Source organism: Effusibacillus sp. SKA8, from assembly GCF_058273125.1.
In genome coordinates this window covers 114008-130564 of the sequence record NZ_JBZCSF010000007.1, presented here as the reverse complement: position 1 = coordinate 130564, position 16557 = coordinate 114008, and the positions used below count along the sequence as shown (strand labels likewise).

The 16557-nt window shown below is 54.6% G+C and carries 19 protein-coding genes and 2 pseudogenes; 20 read left to right on the top strand and 1 reads right to left on the bottom strand.

Translation table 11 applies throughout. The features are described 5' to 3' along the window. The first annotated feature begins 172 nt into the window (after positions 1-172). The 19 genes and pseudogenes from AC4ED1_RS08010 to AC4ED1_RS07920 all read left to right on the top strand — a co-directional run bounded on the left by AC4ED1_RS08010 (position 173) and on the right by AC4ED1_RS07920 (position 14035). Positions 173-562 (top strand): PilZ domain-containing protein, encoded by a 390-nt coding sequence (locus AC4ED1_RS08010; protein WP_490937432.1) that lies wholly within the window; start codon positions 173-175, stop codon positions 560-562. A 184-nt stretch (positions 563-746) separates the two neighbouring features. Further along, a complete protein-coding gene (locus AC4ED1_RS08005) occupies positions 747-1163 on the top strand; it encodes a hypothetical protein (RefSeq protein ID WP_490937430.1) in 417 nt (138 codons plus the stop codon). Between the two features lie 54 nt (positions 1164-1217). Then, positions 1218-1364: pseudogene (locus tag AC4ED1_RS08000) on the top strand (ATP-binding cassette domain-containing protein); the annotation flags it as partial. A 2-nt stretch (positions 1365-1366) separates the two neighbouring features. Further along, positions 1367-2395, top strand: a pseudogene (locus AC4ED1_RS07995) (ABC transporter permease); the annotation flags it as partial. Between the two features lie 96 nt (positions 2396-2491). After that, complete coding sequence (safA, locus tag AC4ED1_RS07990; protein ID WP_490937428.1) at positions 2492-3490, top strand: SafA/ExsA family spore coat assembly protein; 999 nt, start codon at positions 2492-2494, stop codon at positions 3488-3490. Between the two features lie 158 nt (positions 3491-3648). Continuing rightward, positions 3649-4578: an NAD(+) synthase gene (gene nadE / locus AC4ED1_RS07985; RefSeq protein WP_490937426.1), complete on the top strand. Its 930-nt coding sequence runs from the start codon at positions 3649-3651 to the stop codon at positions 4576-4578. A gap of 120 nt (positions 4579-4698) precedes the next feature. Beyond that, positions 4699-5064 (top strand): hypothetical protein, encoded by a 366-nt coding sequence (locus AC4ED1_RS07980; RefSeq protein WP_490937424.1) that lies wholly within the window; start codon positions 4699-4701, stop codon positions 5062-5064. Continuing rightward, complete coding sequence (locus AC4ED1_RS07975) at positions 5061-5678, top strand: FAD:protein FMN transferase (protein ID WP_490937422.1); 618 nt, start codon at positions 5061-5063, stop codon at positions 5676-5678. Before AC4ED1_RS07980 ends, AC4ED1_RS07975 begins: the two co-directional genes overlap by 4 nt. Continuing rightward, positions 5623-5973: an FAD:protein FMN transferase gene (locus AC4ED1_RS07970; protein WP_490937420.1), complete on the top strand. Its 351-nt coding sequence runs from the start codon at positions 5623-5625 to the stop codon at positions 5971-5973. The genes AC4ED1_RS07975 and AC4ED1_RS07970 overlap by 56 nt, the downstream gene beginning before the upstream one ends. Position 5974: 1 nt before the next feature. After that, a complete protein-coding gene (locus tag AC4ED1_RS07965; protein ID WP_490937418.1) occupies positions 5975-6388 on the top strand; it encodes a hypothetical protein in 414 nt (137 codons plus the stop codon). 11 nt (positions 6389-6399) lie between these two features. After that, entirely contained in the window at positions 6400-7569 is a 1170-nt protein-coding gene (locus AC4ED1_RS07960; protein ID WP_490937416.1) for a sensor histidine kinase, read from the top strand. Between the two features lie 111 nt (positions 7570-7680). Further along, the gene (locus AC4ED1_RS07955; protein ID WP_490937414.1) at positions 7681-8433 is read left to right on the top strand and encodes a YebC/PmpR family DNA-binding transcriptional regulator; all 753 of its coding nucleotides are present in this window, start codon (positions 7681-7683) and stop codon (positions 8431-8433) included. A 114-nt stretch (positions 8434-8547) separates the two neighbouring features. Further along, positions 8548-9558, top strand: coding sequence for a CobW family GTP-binding protein (locus AC4ED1_RS07950; RefSeq protein WP_490937412.1), 1011 nt, complete (start codon positions 8548-8550; stop codon positions 9556-9558). A gap of 100 nt (positions 9559-9658) precedes the next feature. Beyond that, entirely contained in the window at positions 9659-10156 is a 498-nt protein-coding gene (gene ruvC / locus AC4ED1_RS07945) for a crossover junction endodeoxyribonuclease RuvC (protein WP_490937410.1), read from the top strand. A 59-nt stretch (positions 10157-10215) separates the two neighbouring features. Beyond that, on the top strand, positions 10216-10824 hold the full coding sequence (gene ruvA / locus AC4ED1_RS07940) for a Holliday junction branch migration protein RuvA (protein WP_490937408.1): 609 nt from the start codon (positions 10216-10218) through the stop codon (positions 10822-10824). A gap of 60 nt (positions 10825-10884) precedes the next feature. Continuing rightward, entirely contained in the window at positions 10885-11892 is a 1008-nt protein-coding gene (gene ruvB / locus AC4ED1_RS07935) for a Holliday junction branch migration DNA helicase RuvB (RefSeq protein WP_490937406.1), read from the top strand. Continuing rightward, the gene (locus tag AC4ED1_RS07930; protein ID WP_490937404.1) at positions 11876-12100 is read left to right on the top strand and encodes a DUF2905 domain-containing protein; all 225 of its coding nucleotides are present in this window, start codon (positions 11876-11878) and stop codon (positions 12098-12100) included. The genes ruvB and AC4ED1_RS07930 overlap by 17 nt, the downstream gene beginning before the upstream one ends. Positions 12101-12160: 60 nt before the next feature. Continuing rightward, positions 12161-12904, top strand: a complete 744-nt coding sequence (gene sigI / locus AC4ED1_RS07925; protein WP_490937402.1) for an RNA polymerase sigma factor SigI — start codon at positions 12161-12163, stop codon at positions 12902-12904. Between the two features lie 18 nt (positions 12905-12922). Further along, positions 12923-14035: an anti-sigma factor domain-containing protein gene (locus tag AC4ED1_RS07920; RefSeq protein ID WP_490937400.1), complete on the top strand. Its 1113-nt coding sequence runs from the start codon at positions 12923-12925 to the stop codon at positions 14033-14035. Between the two features lie 42 nt (positions 14036-14077). Here the strand turns inward: AC4ED1_RS07920 and AC4ED1_RS07915 are convergent, their stop codons facing one another. Next, a complete protein-coding gene (locus AC4ED1_RS07915; protein ID WP_490937398.1) occupies positions 14078-15163 on the bottom strand; it encodes an HD-GYP domain-containing protein in 1086 nt (361 codons plus the stop codon). Positions 15164-15439: 276 nt separating this feature from the next. On the opposite strand from AC4ED1_RS07915, the gene queA reads away from it, so the two are divergent. Continuing rightward, positions 15440-16525 carry a tRNA preQ1(34) S-adenosylmethionine ribosyltransferase-isomerase QueA gene (gene queA, locus AC4ED1_RS07910; RefSeq protein ID WP_490937396.1) on the top strand — a complete coding sequence of 362 codons (1086 nt, stop codon included), beginning with the start codon at positions 15440-15442 and terminating at the stop codon, positions 16523-16525. Positions 16526-16557 lie beyond the last annotated feature (32 nt).

Sequence of the window (16557 nt, the reverse complement as noted above, 5' to 3'; positions counted from 1 at the left end):
AAACGCTTTTTTTTCAATTCGGCGCCGTAATTGCGAGGCAAATGGAAATAGGACCCAAGCACCTAGAGTGTTACCGGACGGTTGGTATAAATTATTGATAATTTACTTTTTAATCTTGGAAGTTTTACATCCTTTGGCGTTCTTGCTTGCAAAGGAACGGGAGGGACGGGGCATGCATATGGAGCAGAGGGAATACTTCCGGATTCCGCTGACCGCTTTTTCCTCGCTTCGTCTGTGCAAACTGGGCAGCAAAATGCTGCCTGCCGGAGAAGAATTCGAAGTCAGGATCAAAAACATATCCGGCGGTGGCCTTTGTTTTCAATCGGACCGGGACTTGCCGCTGAGCGAGGTCTTGGCTTGGCGGTTTCTCATCGATATGGGACATGAAAAAATCCATGTACTGGGGCAACTGGTCTGGAAACAAGCGATCGAAGGCGAGATGTTTTTGTACGGAGTCAAGTTTGTGTTTCTGGATGAAACTGAACAGAAAAACTTGATTTCACGCCTGCACACCCTCCTGATTCGGCGGCGGCAGAGCGAAAAATTTCTCCCGCAACAATAAATTTATCAAGCGTCAATCATGTCAATACTAATTAACGAAGATGACGAAAATCCCGTTTTTGGACATACGGCTGACACATTCGGAAGCTAATTTATTCTTGCAGGTAACGCAAACCATTTTTCGAGGAGGAAAGATTGCGATATTCTCGCTAGCCGGTTTACTGATTATCGGAACCGGGGTTTGGATGTATGAAAAATATGCCGCCCAACGCACGGCATCTCCCATGATCCAGTGGGCTGCCGTGAAACGGGGCGATGTGACAGAAACCGTTTCCGCATCCGGAAAAGTGCAGGCACCGAAACGAATTGCGCTAACTTTTTCGGGCACCGGGAACGAACCCTTAAAATCGATCAACGTAAAAGTGGGGGATCATGTCAAGGCAGGACAGGTGCTGGCAACGGTTGACGATGCCAACGCCAAGATTCAGGTGGCCAACGCGGAAGCCAATCTTTTGGCGACAAAGGCACGCCTGCAGGAAGCGAAGCAGGGGGCAACCCCAGAAGCGATTGCGGTCCAGCAGGAGAGTGTCAACAAAGCCAAAGTGGCGCTTGAAGGAGCCAAGACGACAAGGCGCGGCCCCTTTCCACTTCCAGCCGGTTAAAATCGGCCTTTACGGCTCGGACCGGGTCGAAATCGTTTCCGGACTACAGGAACGCTGATCGGCGTGGGGTTGGGGGATCGTTTGCACAACAAGCCGAACGAACTGTCTGGCGGGCAACAGCAACGGGTTTCCATCGCCAGGGCTTTGGTCAACAATCCCGTCATCCTGTTAGCCGATGAACCGACAGGGGCGTTGGATACCAATCGCCGAGCCAGGCGAGACAAGGCGGAATCAATCTGGGGGCTGGCTCCTTAAATACCTTGACCCTTGAGAATGTCCAAGCCATTTCCACCCAGGAATCGATTGCCCGGGTGGCCCCTTCCGTAAGCAAGCAGGCCCAAATCGTGTGGCGTAACCAAAACTATTCCATCACGGTCGAAGGAACCAACGAGGCCTATCCGGAAGTCCGTAACATAGCCGTAACCCAAGGGCGGGTTTTTAACCGGTTTGAGGTACAGGGACAGGTGAATGTGGCGGTTGTGGGAACTCAAGTGGTCAGCAATTTGTTTGGGGAACGGAGCACAAACCCGGTAGGGCAGACGATTCAAATCAACCAGATGCCCTTTACGGTTATTGGAATCTTACCCAGCCAGGGGAGTACCGGCATGGTCAACAACGACGACAAAATCATGATTCCCATTACCACCTCCATGAACCGATTGTTTGAACAGACAAAGGTTCGAACGATCTACGTGTCGGCCAAATCGCCCGATGTCATGGACAAAGCCCAATTTGCGATTCGACAGGCGCTGCGATCCCAACATCATCTGTCTTCGCGGGACAGTGACGATTTTCAAATCAGCTCCCAATCGCAAATTCTGAGTACAGCCCAAGGGGTGACCAGTGTGATGACCGCCCTGTTGACCGGGATTGCAGCCATTTCCCTTGTCGTCGGAGGAATCGGGATTATGAACATCATGTTGGTGTCTGTGACCGAACGGACACGAGAGATTGGCATTCGGAAAGCGCTTGGGGCGACGCGCGGGGCCATCTTGCAGCAATTTTTGATTGAGTCTGTCACATTGAGCTTGTTGGGTGGAATCATTGGAATTCTTTTGGGGATTGGGGGAGCGATGTTGATAAGCCGGGTTACAAGCTTAACTACAACGATTGGCCTGACGCCGATCCTGTACGCGTTTTTGTCTTCCATGTTTGTCGGGATTGTTTTTGGAGTGTATCCCGCCCGAAAGGCGGCCCGTTTAAATCCGATCGACGCATTGCGGTACGAATGAGGAAAGTGAGAAATGCCCATTTTTCCCCGATTCATGGCAAATGTCCGCAGGGCGCATATACTGCAAGTGACATTTCACCAGGGGAGGGCTCATGGTTTGAAAGTACACACGGTTCAAAAAGGCGACACGTTATGGAAGATTGCCAACATGTACGGGGTGCCTCTCGGCTCCGTGATCGCGGCCAACCCGCAAATTCCGAACCCGGACCAAATTGACGTCGGAATGAAAGTGAACGTTCCGGACGCCATGCCGCCTAGCGTGCCGTTTGACGCTTTTCCGATGCCGGAGGACGCGGAAATGACGAAATACGTGGTGCAAAGCGGCGACACGCTGTGGAAGATTGCCCAGAAAACAGGGCATTCATTGGCGCAGATTATCGCAGTGAACCCGCAGATTGCAAATCCCGATCTGATCATGCCGGGAGAGGTCATCAACATCCCGGCACACGGCATGATGGGACCTCCGGCGGGCATGCCTATGCACCCGAAGGAAAAATTGACGATGCCAAAACCCAAGATTACCGAAGTCAAGCCGGTGCCTCCTCCGCCCGTACCGGTCGCCCCGCCGCCGCTGCCGGTTGTCGTTGCGCCGCTGTTGTCCCACCAACATCATGTCGATCTTACGATGCTGGATTACCATCCGCATTACGTGGTCCAGCCGCCGGTAGTGGTTCCGCCGCCCATCAAGGTGGAAATCAAAGAGCAACCGAAAATGGTCATGCCGAAAATCGAAAAGCCGAAGATGAAACCGGTCCATAAACTCTGTCAGCCGTCTTGCCCGCCCCCGGTTTACCATCCTTGCATGCCGGCTGTCATCAGTCCTTGTCCGCCGGGAACTTATCCGGCGATTTTGGATGAATTCGGCAATCTTTATCCCTATCCGTTGTACCCTGTCATGGTGCGGCCCTATTTGGCGCCTCCGTATATGATGCCTCCCGTGATACGGCCTGCGGAGATGATGGCACCGGAATCGGCGGAGGATTGGCAAAAATCCTTTCCGGCGATGCCAAAAATGTTGAGATCGGGCGATCAGATTGTAGAAAAGGCGCTGCCAGACGAAGCGCCGGAGGAAGATGCGGCGGGGACAGCGCAATAGGGAAACGGCGGATGGGGAACGGCGGCTCCTGTCAAGCCTTGCGAAGGCGCCTGTATCCGGGCGCCTTGTTTTTGGTTGAAGGAGCGGTATACTGGAGGAAACAAACTTTTTTGAAACAGGTACATAGAGTCTGTTCAAACAAAGGAGTGACTGGGTGAATGGAGACGCGAAAAGCGGTGCGAATCGTCGGGGGCGAGTACAGCCCGAGTTACGGCCTTGTTCGGGGGGAGGAAAACGGCGTTTTGATCTGTACCCTTTCGGGGGTTCATTTTTCCAAGGGCAATGTGAAGGTTTTGCGCGAACACGTCGAAGACATCGACGATATCAGGGCTGGAGTCGCCTATTTTACGATCGACAACTTGGTTTGGTGGATTCGGCACAAGGTGGAAGAGGCGAAGGCAAGAGGGGTCGTGGTGGGCGTATCCGGCGGAATCGACAGTGCGGTGGTGTCCGCCCTTTGCCAAAAAGCGTTCCCTGACCAATCCCTTGGTCTGATCATGCCCTGCAACAGCATTCCGGAAGACCGTCAATATGCCGAGGCCGTCTGCAAGGCGATCGGTCTCGACTATAAAATTATGGATCTGTCGGAGACTTACGGCCAGATGATGAAAACGGCCCAATCCGCCGGGGTGGTCGGGACGGGGTCACATCCGCTTGTCGGAGGAAACTTGAAAGCCCGGCTCCGGATGTCTGCCTTGTATTTGGCGGCTCAGGCCCGGGGATATCTGGTGGTGGGCACGGACAACGCGCCCGAGAGCGTGACCGGCTATTTTACGAAGTACGGGGATGGCGGGGTCGACATTCTGCCGATCAGTTCCCTGTTGAAACGGCAGGTCCGGGAACTGGCCCGCTATCTCAACATTCCCGAAGCCGTGATCACAAAGCCGCCTTCGGCAGGGTTGTATGAGGGGCAAACGGACGAATCGGAAATGGGCCTGCGTTATGACGACATTGACGATTATATCGTCGGTTTTGAGATCCCTGCGGATGTCAGAAAGCGGATTGAAGAGATGCACGAGCGCAGCCGGCACAAACGGGAACTGCCGCCTGCGGCCCCGAAAGAAATGAACGCGCTGTTTGCCAAGTGAGGGCAAAGAGGGACTCCTTCCGGAAGAAGGAGTGTCCCTCTTTTATTTCTTCACTCAAAATTCAGGTATACCGGTTAGGATGAGAGTAAAGATGCAATACCAGATACAGGAGGAAAAGTCATGAGCAAGAAAAAAATCGTAACCTGGGGTGTGCGCTTGGGCAGCGTTGCGCTTGTAACCGCGGTGGCGGGAAGCATTGCGGCACATTCATCGCCTGGCGATACGGCGCAAAAATCGCCCGCAAATGTTCAGGATGCGGTCGGTGTGGCAACCTCCGCCCCCCCCCCGTCCGGACAGCAAACGGTTCGTCCCGACCGGAAAACCGTGTACAAAGGGCATGAGGAAGACGAACGCCATGAAGATCATTCCAAACGGGAAGCGCATGACGACGATGGGGGGAAATGGAAAGCGAACGACGGATTTTTCCTCTTTTTTGAAAACGGCGCCCGGCAGATTCAGCGTGATACAAGGACGAAAGCGTCATGACGGCAAAAAATTTTGCGTTTCGCGCGATGAATACGGCAATTGAGATCCGGTTGGAGACGGACGAGGAGAAAGCGGCGGAAGATTATAAGGTTGCGGATGTGTTTCAGAACGTTCAATTGCTGTTCCGGCAAGTGGAATCCACTTGCAGCCGGTTCCTTCCGGACAGCGAACTGTCGGAATTGAACCGGTCTTCCGGAAGACCAATGGCGGTTTCGCCCTTGCTGTTCGATCTGCTGCAAGCCGCCCGCGACGCTTGTGCGGAAACGGGAGGAATCTTCCACCCCGCCGTTCTTCCGTCTCTGGAAGAGGCGGGTTACACCGTATCGTTTGACCGTATCGGCAGCGAAAAGCGTGCGTCTTCACATTTTACCGGGACTCGTTTACTCCCGGAGTTGCCCTATCAATTGCTGGACTCGCACAAAAAAACGGTTCTGCTGCAAGACGGCGCGCGGATTGATCTGGGAGGGATCGCAAAGGGGTGGACGGCAGATCGGGCGGCGGACTATCTTTCGGCTTTCGGCTCCGGTTTCGTCAATGCGGGCGGTGACATTCGCGTGTTTGGCAATCGCAAGACCCCCCTGGCTGATTGGAATCGAGAATCCTTACGATCCTGACAAAGATCTGGCGGTTCTTGCAGTCAAAAAGGGGGCGGTGGCCACATCGTCCACCTGGAAAAGACGCTGGCGGCTCGGCAGCGTTTGGCTGCACCATTTGATCGACCCTGCCACCGGCAGGCCGAGCGAAAGCCCGGTTGTGTCGGCGACGGTGACGGCTCCCACGGCGGCGCAAGCGGACGTTTGGGCCAAAGTCGCGCTTTTGCTCGGTCCCGAGAAAGGCCCCGCCTGGCTCCGGGAGCGCAAGGCAAGCGCCATTCTTGTCGATAACCGGCAACAGATCTGGAGGGTATGAAATGGAATGGATCAATACCTGGTATTTGACCCGTGCGGCGGGAATCATTTCCTACCTTTTGCTTTCGCTGTCCGTCATCAGCGGACTGTATCTGCAAATCCGGCAGCAGCGTTCACTGCGGCCCGGAATCGGGGCTTTTTTCCATCAGCCGTTGGGAAATTGGGCGTTGCATACCGGACTGTTCCACGGGTTGATCCTGCTTTACGACCGGTATGTAACTTTTCGCTGGTATGAACTTTTTGTGCCGTTTGTCTCCCAATACCGGACAATCTCGCTGGGACTTGGTATATTGGCAATGTATGGACTGGTCGTGACGGACAGATTGTCGCGGAACAAATACATGGTGACGGTGACGGTCATTCCAAGCATGGCGATGCTCATCTTCCGGACGGGGAAGACAGGGAGGTTCCGATAAATTTCCCTGACATGAATTTTCCGGGCGGCGATGTTCCCGTTTTTGTCACCTGGCTGGAAAAAGAACACGGACAGGTGACCGGAGCGGCCTCGCTCTTGTATGGACTGCTTCCCATCGAAAAAAGCTACAGGGCGGTTTATGTCCCGTTTCTGATGGGACAGGAGAAATATATTCTAGAATTTGCATCGGAATCCGAAAACACCTACAAATTGCTTCGGAAAATTCTCATCGTACTGACAAGCATCGCGGGAGGCGGATTGGTGTTCATCGTCAGCGTGGTCGCTTTTTTCAGCAGAGAAGGATTTCGACCAATCAGGCAAATTACCGGCACAATCAAAACGATCCGGGAAAAAACGCTCTCGACCCGCCTGAAGGTCCCCACACGCGACCGGACTTTGGACGATCTTGTGCGTGTCCTGAACGGGATGCTGGACCGCCTGGACCTGGCTTTTCAGTCGCAGAGCCGGTTTGTGCAGGACGCTTCGCATGAGTTGAAGACCCCTTTGGCCGTACTCCGCTCGGATATTGAAATCACGTTGCGCCGGAATCGTACGGAGGATGAATACCGGGCCTGTCTGCAGCGATGTCTGGACGAGGTGGAACACATGAGCCATTTGACCCGGCAGCTCCTCACGCTGGCGCGTTACGACCAGGCGGCCAAACTGGAATTGAAGCCCGTGTCTCTTAAGGAAGCGATTGAACGCTCGCTTTCCCACTTGCGGACCGCTTTGGAATCGAAAAAAATCCGCCTGATCCGCCAACCGGAAACGAACGTCCAAGCTGCCGGCGAACCGGTCGCTCTGGAAATGGTATTTTCCAACCTTTTACAAAACGCGATCCGGGCCGTTGGGGAAGGCGGCGAAATCCAGATCGGGATTCGGGAGGACGGACCCTGGGCGGTTGCGGAAATCGCCGATAACGGAACCGGGATTCCGCAGGAAGCGATTCCTTACCTGTTTGACCGCTTCTATCGCGTGGATGAGGCCCGCAACAGACAATCTGGAGGGACGGGTCTCGGATTGGCGATTTGCAAGTCGATCGTCGGGGCGCATGGCGGGAAGATCGAAGTGAAAAGCGAACTGGGAAAGGGAAGCGTTTTTTCGGTCTATTTGCCGCGTATTGCGAATGGGACGGCTTCCTCCCGTTCTGACAACAACCTTGACGACGGGAACACTGGGTGATTGCGACAACATGAGTGATTGCGACAACATGAGTGATTGCGACCCTTTGACCGGTTTTTGCCCTCTGTGCTAGACTGAAAGACGGAACTTTTTCAGTGAGGTGCAGAATCGATGGCCGGACATTCCAAATGGAAAAACATTCAACATAGAAAAGGCAAACAGGACGCCCTTCGCGGCAAACTGTTCACCAAAATCTCGCGGGAGATTTTTGGCGCGGCAAAATCGGGCGGCGGCAATCCAGACACAAACTTCCGCCTCCGCATGGCGATTGAAAAAGCCCGCGAGGCGAACATGCCGTCGGAAAACATTCAACGGACGATCGACAAGGCGACGGGCAACGTTCCCGGCGTAACCTATGAAGAAATGGTATACGAAGGATACGGACCGGGCGGTGTGGCGGTCATGGTGGAGCTCTTGTCCGACAACCGCAACCGGACGGCGGCCGAGATCCGGCACATTTTTTCGAAGCGGGGCGGCAATCTGGGCGAGACGGGCTGCGTCGGCTGGATGTTCGAACGCAAAGGCCTGTTGACGGTTGAAAAAGAGGGCTGCGCTTTTTCGGAAGACGACCTGATGATGATGGCGCTTGAAGCCGGAGCCCAGGATTTTACGGTTGAGGACGGCCATTACGAGATCACGACGGCACCGGAAGATTTTGCGGCTGTCCAGGAAGCGCTCGTTGGACAGGGCGTGAAGTTCGATGAGGCCACTGTGACGTTTGTCCCGCAAAACACGGTCGAGTTAAGGGGAGAAGACGCGAAGAAGATGCTCCAGCTTTACGAAGCGCTGGAGGAGCACGACGACGTGCAGGCAGTTTACGCGAACTTCGATATCCCGGAAGAAGAGATGGAGAAAATCGGGTAATCGGGTGAAAAACCGCGCCTTAACGGTGCGGTTTTGCTTTTCTGGCGTGCAATTTTACGGCCGTGTTATACTGTTCCTTAGAAATTCATTTGGTCTTTTCGGGAGGTCGCGGGCATGAAACCGATGGATGAACGGATTCCGGCAACGATTCTGACAGGGGCGCTGGGCAGCGGGAAAACCACTTTGTTGAACCATATCCTGCGGGAAAACCATGGCCTGAAGGTGGCGGTTATCGTCAACGAATTCGGCGAAATCCCGATCGATCACCACCTTGTGGTCGGCACCGACGAGGAAGTGGTTGAATTGGCGAACGGCTGCATCTGCTGCTCGGTGCGCGAAGACCTGCAACAAGCGGTGCAAAAGATTCTGGAACGCGAAGATCAGCCCGAATATTTGCTGGTGGAAACGACCGGCTTGGCGGACCCGCGGCCGGTCGCGCAGACGTTTTTGTTGGATGAGCTGTGCGACCGGGTACGGTTGGACGCGATTGTGACCGTTATCGATGCGGACCGTTTTTCCGAGAATCTGGAATTGAGCGGCACGACGACCGATCAAATCCTTGCCGGCGATATCCTGATTCTGAACAAAGTCGATCTTGTCACGCCCGAAAAAATCGGCCTGATCAAGGAAGAAATCCGCGACCTGAACCCGGCGGCACGCATTTTGGAAACCAGTCATGCGCGGGTGGATCTGCGGCTGCTGCTCGACGTGGGCATGTTCCAGCTGGAACGGCTGTTTGGCGAAGCCGGGGACAACCAATTGGCCGTACTGGCAGATTGCCCGGATTGTGCATCCGGCGCTGCGCATGAACACCATCATCACAGCCACCTCCACGACGACGAAATCGGTTCGGTGTCCTTTGCAGCCAGTCGCCCGTTCGATTACGAGCGGTTTGGGGAACTGATGGCGAATTTGCCGGAGGGGATTTTCCGCGGAAAAGGGATTTTGTGGATCGACGGGTACGAGGAAAAATTGATTTTTCATCTGGTGGGAGACCGCAGCCAGGCGGTGGCCGATGGTGTATGGGGAAGTGAGCCGCGGGAGAACAAGCTGGTCTTGATCGGCAAGCGGTTAAACCGGGCCGACCTCCTGCGGAGGCTGGAAAAATGTCTGGTGTCAGATTGATTCGCGAAGCGGTCGGCAATTGATGGCGTCGTTTTGGTGGGCGTTGTAGGAAACGGATGTTTGCCTAGCGAATAACCTAGGTAAGAGGGAGTGGGCATCTATGCGGATATTGGGCATCGACCCCGGATACGGTCGAACCGGCTACGGGGTTGTCGAACTGGCAGGCAATCGAATGCGCCCGCTCGAATTTGGGCTGATCGAGACAAACAGCAATCTGCCGATGGAAAAAAGGCTGTTGCAGATATACGACGCTTTGTGCGAAATCGTCGACAGGAGCAAACCGGATTCGCTTGCGCTGGAGGAGCTTTTCTTCGGCAAAAACGTGACAACGGGTATCGGCGTCAGTCAGGCCCGGGGGATTGTCATGTTGGTTGCCGCGCAAACGGGAATGACGGTGGCGGAATACAAGCCTGTGCAGGTCAAACAATCGATCGCCGGATACGGGAAAGCGGACAAGACGCAAATTCAGGAAATGGTCCGCATGTTTCTGGGGCTGCGGGACGTTCCGAAACCGGACGATATCGCGGACGCCCTGGCGGTGGCGATCACACACGCCCACACCGCACCGTTCCGCCTTAAGGTAGAAGGCAAACTCTAATCGTTTTCCGTCACTTTCGCGGAATGGGTCTTTACGTCACCGTAGCTGGAGGTGAGCTGGTGATTGCTTTTGTGGAAGGCATCGTCGAAGATGTGGCAATCGACCATGTGGTATTGAACGTGAACGGAATCGGATACCGGGTGTTTGTTACGGGGGCTACGTCCTATTCGATGCAGCCCGGCACGCGGGAACGTCTCTATACGCAGCAACACGTGCGGGAAGACGCGATCGTTTTGTACGGGTTTAAAACCAAGCAAGAACGCGACCTGTTTGTCCGGTTGCAAAGCGTCTCCGGGATCGGCCCGAAAGCGGCGCTCAACATTGTCGGCGCGGCTCCGAGCGGAGAGGTGGTGGCGGCGATCCTTGGCGAACGGGTCGACTTTTTGAAAAAACTGCCGGGAATCGGTTCAAAAACCGCCCAACGGCTGGTCATCGAATTGAAGGACAAGCTGGGAGACCTTGGCTTGCCGGGAGCGGAAGAATTTTCAAGAAATGCGGAAGCTGTTGCCGCGAGAGAGGGCGGCGGATTGTTTGATGCGCTTCTCGCTCTTGGGTATAATGATAAGGAAGCGAGAGGCGCCGTCCGAATGTTTGCGAAGGAGATTGAGGAAGGTATTCCGCTTGAATCGCTCATTAAGAAGGCTCTGCAGCATCTGGCAAGAGCATGATGCAATCCACGGATGCGGCTGCCGCCGCTGAACATGTCTTGATTACCGGGAGTTTTTATCATGGAAGAACGTATCGTTTCCGCTCATTATACGGGAGAGGACGGGGCGTTGGAATCGCTCCGCCCTCGCTATTTGGAAGAATATATCGGGCAAACGCAGGTGAAAGAGAACCTGCGGGTGTTTATTCAAGCGGCCAAGATGCGCAAGGAAGCGCTGGATCATGTGCTGCTCTATGGACCGCCGGGGCTTGGCAAGACGACGCTGTCCAACATTATAGCCAACGAATTGGGCGTGAATATCCGCATCACTTCCGGACCGGCGATCGAACGGCCGGGGGATCTTGCCGCCTTGCTGACGAATTTGCAGCAGGGTGACGTGCTGTTCATCGACGAGATCCACCGTCTGAACCGCGCGGTGGAAGAAGTGCTGTATCCGGCTATGGAAGATTTCGCCCTGGACATTATCATTGGCAAAGGACCGAGCGCCCGATCCCTCCGCCTCGATTTGCCTCCTTTTACTTTAATCGGTGCGACGACCCGCGCCGGCCTGTTGTCTTCCCCCTTGCGGGACAGGTTTGGCGTCGTCAGCCACCTTGACTACTATTCGACCGAGGATCTCTGCCGGATTGTGCTGCGGGCGGCAGACATCCTGCAGGTGAAAGTCATGCCGGATGCGGCGATGGAAATTGCGCGGCGGTCCCGTGGCACCCCGCGCGTTGCCAACCGGCTGCTGAAACGCGTGCGCGACTTTGCGCAAGTGCACGGGGACGGAATCGTGACAAAAGAAATTGCGGAAGACGCGCTCAAGCGGATCCAGGTGGATCCTTTGGGACTTGATCAAGTCGATCACAAGCTGCTGCTGGCCATTATCGACAAGTTTGGCGGAGGCCCGGTCGGGTTGGACACGATCGCGGCCACAATTGGAGAGGAACCGGACACCATTGAAGATGTGTACGAACCATATCTGCTGCAAATCGGGTTTTTGCAGCGAACTCCGCGGGGACGGATGGTAACCCGTCGCACATATTCGCATTTCGGGAGGACTGTTCCTGATGAATCCGGTAGCTAAGACACTGCTTCTTATCGGTCTCGCTTTTATTGTGCTCGCGCTGTTATGGCAAGTGGGAGGCCGCTGGTTGGGTCAACTGGGAAAACTGCCCGGCGACATTGTGATTAAAAAAGATAACTTTTCCTTTTATTTTCCAATCATGACCAGTATCTTGATCAGCGTGGTTTTGACCTTGATTTCTCTTGTGTGGAACTATTTCCGGAGATAGCCAAAATCCCCCACAAACAGCAGGCTGGTTTCGAAATCTATAGCAAGCGAGGTGGAATGGGTGTCGATTTTGCCGTTCCGTCGCAAAAAAATCGATGAAGGTTTGGAACTGGACCGACTGATTCCGCTTATCCAGCAAGGCAATGACAAGTTGCGCAACAAATTGCTGGAAGATTACATCCCCTATGTCGCCAAAAGCGCCTCGCAGGCAACCGGCCGGTATATTGAGCCCGGCGTTGACGACGAATTCAGCATTGCCCTCAGCGCATTCAACGAAGCGATCGACCGCTACGATTTGGAAAAAGGAACCAATTTTCTGGGGTTTGCCGAGACGGTGATCAAACGGCGGCTGATTGACTTTTATCGCACCCGGTCCGCGAAGCAGCGAGACATTCCCTTCAGCGAATTCGACATGGACGACGATGAAGACAATATCGTCAACTACGTGGAAATCCGGAAGTCGATGGACGCTCACCTGCAACAGATGGAGACGGAAATGCGGCAGGATGAGATTTTTCGTTTTGCCGAATGGCTGTCCGAGTTTGATATCAGCCTCGAGGAACTGGTCGATCTGTCGCCCAAACACGCGGACGCGCGGCAAAATGCGATGGATGTCGCCAGGATCATAGCGGAAAATGAGGAAATGCGGACCTATTTGCTGGAGAAAAAGTCGTTGCCGCTTAAAATGCTGACTTCGCACATTTCCGTAAGCCGCAAGACCGTAGAGCGGCAAAGAAAATATATTATTGCGATCGCCCTAATTCTGATCGGCGATTTTGAGATGTTGCAGGAGTACATTCAGTAAGGTGAGAAGGTGGGCGTTATGCAAAAAAGAAGAGGCATTATCATGAAACTGTCCGGCCCCCATGCGATTGTGATGACTTCCGACCGGCAATTCCTGCGGATTCCGCTGCAGGCGGGCATGCGAATCGGGCAGGAAGTCGAACTCCCGAAAGAAAAGGCGGGATTTTTTGCCTGGAGGAAGATCGGGTTGCTCGCCGCCTCCCTGCTGGTCGCCGCCGGAGTCTGGCAGACAGCGTCCTTTTTCTTGCCGAAGCGGGTTTCCGCTTATGTTGCGATTGACATCAACCCCAGTCTGGAACTGGCGGTCGACAGGGACAGGGAAGTTCTGCAGGCTATGCCCTTAAACCCCGACGGCGAAAAATTGATCGTAAACCTGAAGCTCAAGGGGAAACCGGTGGAAACGGCGGTCAACGAGCTGGCGACGGAAGCGGCCAAACTGGGCTATTTGAAACCTGACGGCGAATTTCTCGTTACTGCAACGCGGGCGGGCGAGTCGCAATTGAATATCGAAGTGCTGGAACACGATATCCTGTCATCGGTTGCGACGATGCTGAAACAAAACGGCATCCCGACCAATGTCGGCGGGGTTGTCGTTTCGGAAGCGGTGCGCGAAGAAGCGAAGTCGTTGGGGTTGTCCCCCGGAAAATACGCGCTCTATCTGCAAGCGAAAGCCCGTGCGATACCGGTTACCGTCGACGACTTGAAACGGCAATCCGTGTCCGATATCGCCGTGAAGCACGGAAAAGACATGAGAGAGATTGTCGTCGAAATGAAAGGCGACAAAAAACTGGAGGAATTGCTGGAAGAGGTAAAAGAAAAGAAGGCTGGCTCGCCGCAAAAAAGTGACGGCAACAGCGGCGAAAACGGCGGCGGAAACAAGGAGCATGACGACAAAGGCCATGCCGGCGGTTCGCCAAATGGCGAAGACAAGAACGGGAAGGGCGGAGGGGGCAATCCGCCGGCCGTACCGGCCGCAACCGACCGGGAGAGAGAGGAAGACGGAAAGCAAGACAAAGAGCCCGACAAAGACAAAAAAGAGGAAAAAGACAAACAGGAGAAGGATAAAAAACAGGAAACGGAGCATCAAAAGGGCGGGAGCAAAGAGAACGGGAAAAGAAGGGGCGGCGATTGACCGCTCGTGGGCGCAGGCAAGCCGGCGGCTGGGCTTGCTCTTTTATTCGACTCCGATAATCATTAACGTATTGTGCCGGGTCAAATCGATATCTTCCGCCCTCTCGATCGGGGTACCATCCGGCGCACTGATCGGCCGGACGGTGGGGCGCTGCGGATACTCGGGATTGACAGCCGTAACAACAGCCGCTTGTCCGTTGTTGAGCTTGACCGTGATTCCGACCGGGAAGATGGCAACGTTTTTCAAAAACAGCATCACCAGAGAATGATCAAACAGCGAGACGCTGCCTGCCATCAAGTATTCCAAAGTTTCATGCGGCAAAAACGCCGGACGGTGTTTGCGAGGGGTGTTCATTGCGTCAAACACGTCGCAAATCGCGACGATTTGCGCGTATTCATGAATCTCGCTGCCACGGAGCCCGCGCGGGTACCCGGACCCGTCAATCCGTTCATGGTGTTGCAGGGCGACATGGGCGGAAAGAGTGGAAACTCCGTCCTGTTCTTTCAGATATTCATATCCCCAGACGGTATGCTGTTTCATAATCTCAAATTCGGTCGGGGTATAATGGCCCTCTTTCGCGAGAATCCCGCTTGGCAATCGCTGCATCCCGATGTCGTGCAGCAGCGCCCCGATTCCGAGTTCCGTCAGTTGTTTCTGGTTATATCCTTTGGAGAGTCCGATCACCGTTGCAAGGACCGCCACATTCAGGGAATGATGGTACAAGTATCCATCCAGGGTGAAAATCGATGCCAAACTGATCATCGTATTTTGGTTGGCCTGAATGTCGCTGAGAATTTGCTGAAACACACTGCTGAACTCGCGCCCCAGCTGTTTGCGGGAAACCATGCGAGGGTCCTTGGATGCAAGCGCTTTCAGTTGTTCCACTGATTCCTGTACCGTCTGGATCGCCATGCGCCGCGTCCGGTCGGAAACGGCATCCTCCACCACAATGTCTTCTGTCCGTGCATCCTGTATATAAACACTGTACACGCCCAGCGATTTGAGCCGGTTAATCAGGCGTTCGTTCAGCCGGACGCCTTCCCCCAGCAGAGTCATTCCCTTGTCGTCCAGAATGGGCCTGGCAAGCACGGCGTTTATCAATGAATGTGATACGGATACCAATCTCATACTCAGTCTCCCAGTGATCATTTCACACTATTCTATCATAAAGCTTCGACGGCTGAGAAGGGGAGACGATTTCTTGCGAAAAAAGCCGACATTGCAGGAAAAATGCGTATTTTTGTCGAAATGGACGGGGGTTCAGGGCGGATTGTTAAAGGTGCAGGAAGTTATAATCAGAGAGCGATTTTGTAACACTGTTAAATATGTCGGTACAATGTTCAAAGCAGGCGACATGCGTATGGAGCGTAAAGCCTTTTTTGGCGTTGTGAAGGAGACAGGCGCATGCGAGTGGATGAATTTGATTTTGAATTGCCGGAGGAATTGATCGCACAGCGTCCGTTGCCGGAGCGGACCGCGTCACGGCTGCTGGTTTTGCACCGCCAGAGCGGAAATGTCGAGCACCGGATGTTTACCGACTTGCTCGATTATCTGCAGCCGAACGATTGTTTGATCCTGAATGACACCCGCGTCATACCCGCCCGTCTGTACGGAAGAAAGCCGGATACGGGCGCAAGGGTCGAGTTTCTTTTGCTGAAAGAACATGAACCTGCTGTATGGGAGGTGCTGGTGCGGCCCGGCAAGCGCCTTAGGCCCGGTGTGAAAGTGGAATTTGGCGAGGGGCTGCTCCGTGCGGAGATTCTCGCTACGACGGAAGAGGGGGGGCGGATTGTCCGCTTTGACCATGAAGGCTCCTTCTTCGAAGTTTTGGACCGGCTGGGGGAAATGCCGCTGCCGCCTTACATATCGGAGCTGCTGGAAGACGCGGAACGTTACCAGACGGTTTTTTCCCGGAAAAAAGGGTCGGCGGCCGCCCCGACCGCGGGGCTGCATTTCACCGAAGATTTCCTGCAAAAGATTCGCGGCAAAGGCGTTCGTACCGGCTTTGTGACATTGCACGTCGGACTGGGGACGTTCCGGCCGGTGGCGGCGGCAACCGTCGAAGAACACCGCATGCATGCGGAATATTATGAATTTCCACAGGCGACAGCCGATTTGATCCGCGAAACGCGCGAACGCGGCGGACGTGTGATTGCGGTGGGAACCACCGTCTGCCGGACGCTGGAAACGGTGGGCGGCAAGGCCGCGGGCAGGGCCGACGGTATCTGCGGCGCTGCAGGTTGTACCGACAAGCGGGAGGTCGCTTCCGGATTGTGGGAAACAAGCGGATGGACCGACATTTTCATTTATCCCGGATACCGGTTTCAGGTGGTTGACGGGCTGGTGACCAATTTTCACCTGCCGAAGTCGACCTTGATCATGCTGGTGTCGGCGCTGGCCGGCCGCGAACGGGTGATGCGGGCGTATCGGGAAGCGGTGCGGGAACGGTACCGTTTTTTCTCGTTTGGGGACGCGATGTTGATTTTGTGACATTTTGGCAGGCAGATGGAGGGGAAAACCGG

Excerpts from the sequence above, each read along its gene's own strand:
- AC4ED1_RS07920 (WP_490937400.1), top strand. The coding sequence starts at position 12,923 with ATGCAAAAAAGAAGAGGCATTATCATGAAACTGTCCGGCCCCCATGCG.
- AC4ED1_RS07950 (WP_490937412.1), top strand. The coding sequence starts at position 8,548 with ATGAAACCGATGGATGAACGGATTCCGGCAACGATTCTGACAGGGGCG.
- queA (WP_490937396.1), top strand. The coding sequence starts at position 15,440 with ATGCGAGTGGATGAATTTGATTTTGAATTGCCGGAGGAATTGATCGCA.
- AC4ED1_RS07975 (WP_490937422.1), top strand. The coding sequence starts at position 5,061 with ATGACGGCAAAAAATTTTGCGTTTCGCGCGATGAATACGGCAATTGAG.
- AC4ED1_RS07915 (WP_490937398.1), bottom strand. The coding sequence starts at position 15,163 with ATGAGATTGGTATCCGTATCACATTCATTGATAAACGCCGTGCTTGCC.
- AC4ED1_RS07980 (WP_490937424.1), top strand. The coding sequence starts at position 4,699 with ATGAGCAAGAAAAAAATCGTAACCTGGGGTGTGCGCTTGGGCAGCGTT.
- nadE (WP_490937426.1), top strand. The coding sequence starts at position 3,649 with ATGGAGACGCGAAAAGCGGTGCGAATCGTCGGGGGCGAGTACAGCCCG.
- AC4ED1_RS08005 (WP_490937430.1), top strand. The coding sequence starts at position 747 with ATGTATGAAAAATATGCCGCCCAACGCACGGCATCTCCCATGATCCAG.
- AC4ED1_RS07955 (WP_490937414.1), top strand. The coding sequence starts at position 7,681 with ATGGCCGGACATTCCAAATGGAAAAACATTCAACATAGAAAAGGCAAA.
- AC4ED1_RS07960 (WP_490937416.1), top strand. The coding sequence starts at position 6,400 with ATGAATTTTCCGGGCGGCGATGTTCCCGTTTTTGTCACCTGGCTGGAA.
- AC4ED1_RS07965 (WP_490937418.1), top strand. The coding sequence starts at position 5,975 with ATGGAATGGATCAATACCTGGTATTTGACCCGTGCGGCGGGAATCATT.
- AC4ED1_RS07930 (WP_490937404.1), top strand. The coding sequence starts at position 11,876 with ATGAATCCGGTAGCTAAGACACTGCTTCTTATCGGTCTCGCTTTTATT.
- ruvC (WP_490937410.1), top strand. The coding sequence starts at position 9,659 with ATGCGGATATTGGGCATCGACCCCGGATACGGTCGAACCGGCTACGGG.
- AC4ED1_RS08010 (WP_490937432.1), top strand. The coding sequence starts at position 173 with ATGCATATGGAGCAGAGGGAATACTTCCGGATTCCGCTGACCGCTTTT.
- ruvB (WP_490937406.1), top strand. The coding sequence starts at position 10,885 with ATGGAAGAACGTATCGTTTCCGCTCATTATACGGGAGAGGACGGGGCG.